This is a genomic window from Luteimonas saliphila (genome assembly GCF_016774335.1).
Classification (GTDB): Bacteria; Pseudomonadota; Gammaproteobacteria; order Xanthomonadales; family Xanthomonadaceae; genus Luteimonas; species Luteimonas saliphila.
Window position 1 is genome coordinate 1 of record NZ_JAETWA010000020.1, and the last position, 4628, is coordinate 4628.

Genomic DNA, 4628 nt, shown 5'->3' on the forward strand with positions numbered 1-4628 from the left:
ACGTTCCTGCGGCCCAAGCTGAGCACCACCAAGGTGCTGCAGGCGACGCAGTTCAGATGGGCTGTCGACACCACCTGCTCCGGCAGGTGTCTCGACGCGCTGGGTCGGCCGACCAGGGTCACCCGCAGCAGCGCACCCAACCCGTAGCGCGGCCCGAGGACTTGCCGATGACGACTTCGACCAAGGCTCGCCGGACCGCACCGCGCCGCCGGCACGGCGCAGGAGCGGCAATGCCGCACCGGCAATCCGGACGTGGAGCGGCGCGCGCCCGGCTCGCATGCTCCGCTCGTGCGCCCACGACAGAACAAGGAAGAGACATGGACTATCTCGTTCGCTGCAGGTACGCGTTGGTTGCGTGCCTGTCTGTCATGTCGGTGATTCCTGTGGCGAACGCCCAGACCTATAGCCGCACCGAGGTCATCGAGTACCACGACGACCTCGCGACCTACGTCCTGGGCCAGGTCAAGAAGACCACCTGTGCCGTTTCTGCTCCAGCCCATGACGCATGCGACGGCCAAGCGGACTCTGTGATTTCACAGGTCGACTATGGGTGGAAGGCCATGCCTTCGAAGACATACAGCTTCGGCAAGCCGCAGGAGACGTTCTCTTACGAGACTGCCGTTGCTGGCCAACTGGGGACGCTCAAGACGATCGCGGACGGCAACAATAACGTTACCACCCTGTCGAGTTGGAAACGTGGCATCCCGCAGTCGATCAAGTATCCGGCAACGCCCGAAGCCCCCTCGGGCGCAACGCAAACAGCAGTTGTCGACGACAACGGCTGGATCAGGTCGATCAATGACGAAATGAACTCGAAGACCTGCTATGACCACGATTTGATGGGACGAGTCAAGAAGATTACCTACCCATCCGAGACCCAGGCGAACGTTTGCAACACATCAAAGTGGGCCGAGACGACAATAGACTTTTCGGGCGGACACGCAGGCACCTACGGTCTGCCGACCGGGCACTGGCGCAGAACCATGCTTACCGGGAATGGCAGGAAGATCGTGTTCTACGATGCCTTGTGGCGTCCAGTCGTTGAGCAGACGCTTGATCTTGGCGATCCAAATAACACTGTGTCAGCCGCCTTCATCCGGTACGACGCCGCTGGACGTCCATCATTTCGTTCTTATTCCACACGTGTGCATGGAACAACGTCTTATCTTGATCAGACACTAAAGGGTACGCACACCGTATACGACGCGCTCGATCGCGTCACCCAGGTCCGGCAGGACTGGGAGGGTACGGGCCAGCTGACCACGACCACCGAGTACCTGGCAGGATTCCAGACCCGGGTGACCAATCCACGCAACCACCAGACCCTGACCACGCTCTACCAGACTTTCGACGAACCCTCCTACGACCTTCCTCGCGGCATCAACCATCCCGAGGGCGCCTTCACCGAGATCCACCGCGACATCTTCGGAAAGGTCACGGCGCTCAAGCGCCGCAACGCGAATGGCTCGGTCGCGCTCACCCGCAGCTACGCCTACAACGTGAACCAGGAACTGTGTCGCTCGGTGGAGCCTGAAACCGGTGCCACGGTCATGGGGTACGACGGAGCCGGCAACCTGACGTGGTCAGCGGCGGGCCTGCCAGCGAGTACTGCCTGCCACACCACCGGTAACACGACGACGATCAATGCCCGCAAGGCAGCCCGGACCTACGACGGGCGCAACAGGCTCACGGCTCTGACGTTCCCCGGAGATGGGCTGGGTAACCAGACGTGGACCTACCACGCCGACGGACTGCCCAGCGTGGTGACCACCCGGAACGACATCACTGGCGCGCAGCAGGCGGTCAACAGCTACACCTATAACCGCCGGCGGCTGCTCACCCGGGAGAATCTGCAATTCGGCACTGTCTTCACGTGGCCGGTGGACTACGCCTACAACGGCAACGGCCATCTGTCGTCGTTGACTTGGCACGGCCTGCCCGTGAACTACGCACCCAATGCGCTGGGGCAGCCGACGCAGGCCGGAACCTTCGCGACCGGCGTGAGCTACCACCCCAACGGCGGCATCAAGCAGTTCACCTACGGCAATGGCATTACGCATACCCTGACCCAGAACGCCCGCGGCCTGCCCGATACCAGCTGCGACTTCTACGGCAGTTGCGGGGCCTCAGCCTTTCTCTACGACGGCTACGACTATGACCAGAACGGCAACGTCAAGGCCATCAGCGACGGGAGGACGGGTAACCACGGCAACCGCACGATGACCTACGACGGGCTGGATCGCCTGACGAAGGTGGTATCCGGCAACGGAAGCTCCAACCCGATGTTCGGCACAGCGACGTATACATACGATGTGCTCGACAACCTGACCGGAACAAATGTGACCGGAGGCAATCAACCGCGGAACCACTACTACTGCTACGACGCCACTTGGCGCCTTACTAACGTCAAGACAGGCAGCTGCAGCGGGACAACCGTCATGGGGCTTGGTTACGACGTGCAGGGCAACCTGGCCAACCAGAGCGGCCGGACCTACGCCTTCGATTTCGGCAACCGGCTGCGGAGCAACAGCGGTAGCCCGGCATCGAACTATGCCTATGACGGGCACGGACGGCGGGTGCTGGACCAAGTGGGAACCGGCAAGAAATACACCCACTACCTGCAGGATGGGCGCCTGTCGATGACCGCAGACGAGCGCTTGGGAAAGGTCGCCGAGTACGTCTACCTGCAGGGCAGTTTGGTGGGGATCCGCGAACGCGACGTGGCGACGAACGTATACACCACCAAGTACCAGCACACCGACGCATTGGGCAGCCCCGTGGCGATCACTAACCAAAGCCGGTCGGTACTGGAGCGGACAGACTACGAACCGTATGGGTCGCCGACGAACCGGGCCTGGCGCGACGGGCCCGGGTATACGGGGCATGTGGAAGATGCGGCAACTCAGCTGTCATACATGCAGCAGCGCTACTACGACCCTATGCTGGGAAGGATGCTAAGCGTTGACCCCGTCACGGCATATAGTTCTGACGACATGCGGCACTTCAATCTTTACGCGTACGCTTACAACAATCCTCAGAAGTTCACTGATCCGGACGGCCGTTGTCCTCAGTGTTTGTGGGGTGCGCCGATAGGGGCCGGCGTCAATCTAGGCGTCCAACTTGTTACGGGGAAGGGCTCATTCAGTGAGCGTTGGTCAAATGTCAGCTGGGGCCAAGTTGCAGTGGCAGGCATAGCTGGCGGCCTTAGTGGTGGTGTCAGTGCAATTGCGAGCACAGCGACTACGACGAGCGGTACAGTTGTCGCCAATGTCATTGGCAATGCCGGGGTTGGCGCCTTGGCAACGCAAGCAAGCGCCCAAGTTGATGGTAGAACTGCTTCCGTCGGCGAAGTAGCCCAAGGTGCAGTTATAAGTGGAGCGGCAGCAGGGCTAGGAACAGCGATCGAAGCCGCTCCCGGAGCAGTTGCGCGCAGCACGAGCACTGGTATGTCTCAGACAGAAAGAACGGCTGTGGCAAATCTGCTCGACGGTATAAGGCACACTACACCTGGATTCACTCATTCGAATCCCACGCAGACAGCGGCAAATGCTATCGGTGCAGCTGTAAGTGCGAGTCCGGATATCAAGCCCATAATTGAGCAGCACGTCCCGTGATGAACGTCATCACCAAGAAGTTTGTTAAGCAGACCGCTGTTTTCTACCTGAAGACGATTGCGTTTGCTGTCGCTACTTATTTGCTTTTGTTTGTAGTGTACGGTGGCGTGAATCTCTCGCTCCTCGCTTGGTCTGTTATTGTCGCGCTTGCGTTCACTCTGGCCTACATCCCGTCGTTCATCCGATTCTTTAAAGAATCTCTGGCACATAAGAATCAGTAACTCTGAAGATGTACTATCCCACTGGAACGGCCCATGTAGTTCGGACACCCTGATAACGGGTGGAGTGACCCGGGGGGCTGCCCCGAAATCACGGACGGTTGTACAAGGGCTGAGAACGTCTGGTCTTGCCTGGCGACCCTTCGTCGCATCCTCGGGTTGTGGAACCGCTCGATGTATTCGAACACGTCGGCCCTTGCTACATCGAGTGTCGGATACGTCATGCGGTGGACCCGCTCGCGCTTGAGCACTCCGAAGAAGCCTTCGCATGCCGCGTTGTCACCACAGTGCCCCACCGCGCTCATCGAGCACACCAGACCGTCGGCCGCCAGGTAACGCTGGTAGTCGCCGCTGCGGAACTGGCTGCCACGGTCGGAGTGCAGGATCACCGGGTGGCTGCCCTGGCGCTGCCAGACCGCCATCTGCACGGCCCGGATCACCATTTGCCGGTCCTGTAATGACCTAGCGGTTTCTGCACAGGTCAGGCCGCTAAAGCATATGCCTCAGCGGGGGTCTTCATGCCCAGCGCCTGGTGCGGACGCCGGTGGTTGTAGAACTGGATCCAGTCACCGATCACGCGGCTGGCGTGCTGCTGGCTCTCGAACCGGTGTCGGTGCGCACACTGCTCCTTCAAGGTGCGGATCACCCGCTCGACCATCCCGTTCTGCTGTGGGCAGTGCGGGGTGATGAACTCCCGCTGCAGACCGTAGCTGCGCACCAGCCGGGTGTAGTCGCGGCTGGTGAACACCAAGCCATTGTCGGAACGCAGCAGGAAGGGCACTTGTACCCGCCCCAG

Annotated in this window: 3 protein-coding genes and 1 pseudogene; 2 read left to right on the forward strand and 2 right to left on the reverse strand. The window is 60.5% G+C overall.

Translation table 11 applies throughout. The features are described from left to right. Positions 1–317: 317 nt before the first annotated feature. Both JMO03_RS05110 and JMO03_RS05115 read left to right on the forward strand, forming a co-directional pair. Positions 318–3614, forward strand: coding sequence for an RHS repeat domain-containing protein (locus tag JMO03_RS05110; RefSeq protein ID WP_202841027.1), 3297 nt, complete (start codon positions 318–320; stop codon positions 3612–3614). Beyond that, entirely contained in the window at positions 3614–3835 is a 222-nt protein-coding gene (locus JMO03_RS05115; protein WP_202841028.1) for a hypothetical protein, read from the forward strand. The genes JMO03_RS05110 and JMO03_RS05115 overlap by 1 nt, the downstream gene beginning before the upstream one ends. An 80-nt stretch (positions 3836–3915) precedes the next feature. Here JMO03_RS05115 and JMO03_RS05120 read toward each other — a convergent pair. After that, positions 3916–4287 (reverse strand): annotated as a pseudogene (locus JMO03_RS05120) (DDE-type integrase/transposase/recombinase); the annotation flags it as partial. Positions 4288–4313: 26 nt separating this feature from the next. Continuing rightward, positions 4314–4628, reverse strand: a 315-nt coding sequence (locus JMO03_RS05125) for an integrase core domain-containing protein (RefSeq protein ID WP_202841030.1), incomplete at its 5' end; no start/stop codon positions are given.

Excerpts from the sequence above, each read along its gene's own strand:
- JMO03_RS05110 (WP_202841027.1), top strand. The coding sequence starts at position 318 with ATGGACTATCTCGTTCGCTGCAGGTACGCGTTGGTTGCGTGCCTGTCT.
- JMO03_RS05115 (WP_202841028.1), top strand. The coding sequence starts at position 3,614 with ATGAACGTCATCACCAAGAAGTTTGTTAAGCAGACCGCTGTTTTCTAC.